The sequence below is a fragment of the Streptomyces beigongshangae genome (genome assembly GCF_019710745.1).
GTDB classification, from domain to species: domain Bacteria; phylum Actinomycetota; class Actinomycetes; order Streptomycetales; family Streptomycetaceae; genus Streptomyces; species Streptomyces beigongshangae.
Genome location: NZ_JAHKJW010000185.1, coordinates 1 through 609, shown reverse-complemented (window position 1 = coordinate 609; position 609 = coordinate 1). Strand labels below are relative to the sequence as shown.

Annotated in this window: 1 protein-coding gene; it reads left to right on the top strand. The window is 70.9% G+C overall.

Annotation, left to right across the window (positions count from 1 at the left end):
* Nucleotides 1-609 (top strand): beta-ketoacyl reductase (locus KM933_RS38755; RefSeq protein WP_221362380.1); only part of this gene is annotated, 609 nt, incomplete at both ends.

The following is a 609-nucleotide window of genomic DNA, read 5'->3' as shown; positions in this document are numbered from 1 at the left end:
GCGGCCAATGTGTTCCTGGACGCGTTGGCGGCGCGGCGTCGGGCCGAGGGTCTGGTGGCGACGTCGATGGCGTACGGGTTCTGGGATGTGGGTGCGGGTCTGGGGCAGTATCTGTCGCAGGTGGACCGGCGTCGTATGGCTTCGCAGGGGTTGCCGGTGCTTTCCGCGGATGCGGGTCTGGCGCTGTTCGCGCAGGGTCTGGAGCGGGTGGAGGCGACGGTGGTGCCGTTGCGTGTGGACACCGCGGCGCTGCGTACCCGCACGGATGAAGTCCCCGCGCTGCTGCGCGCCCTGGCACCTGTTGTCCGTCGTGCGGCAATCGCGACGACGGCCACCGCGTCGGGTGGCGAGGATTCGCCGGCGCGTCGGCTGGCCGCTCTTGCGGCGGCCGAGCGGCACCGTACGGTGTTGCAGTTGGTGCGTTCGCAGGTGGCGTCGGTGCTCGGGCACAACTCGGTCGAGGCGATCGGTGCCGAGCGGGCCTTCCAGGAGCTGGGTTTCGACTCGCTGGCCGCCACCGAACTGCGCAACCAGCTCAACACCCTGACCGGGCTGCGCCTGCCGGCCACCCTGGTCTTCGACCACCCCAACGCCCTCGCCGTCACCGAG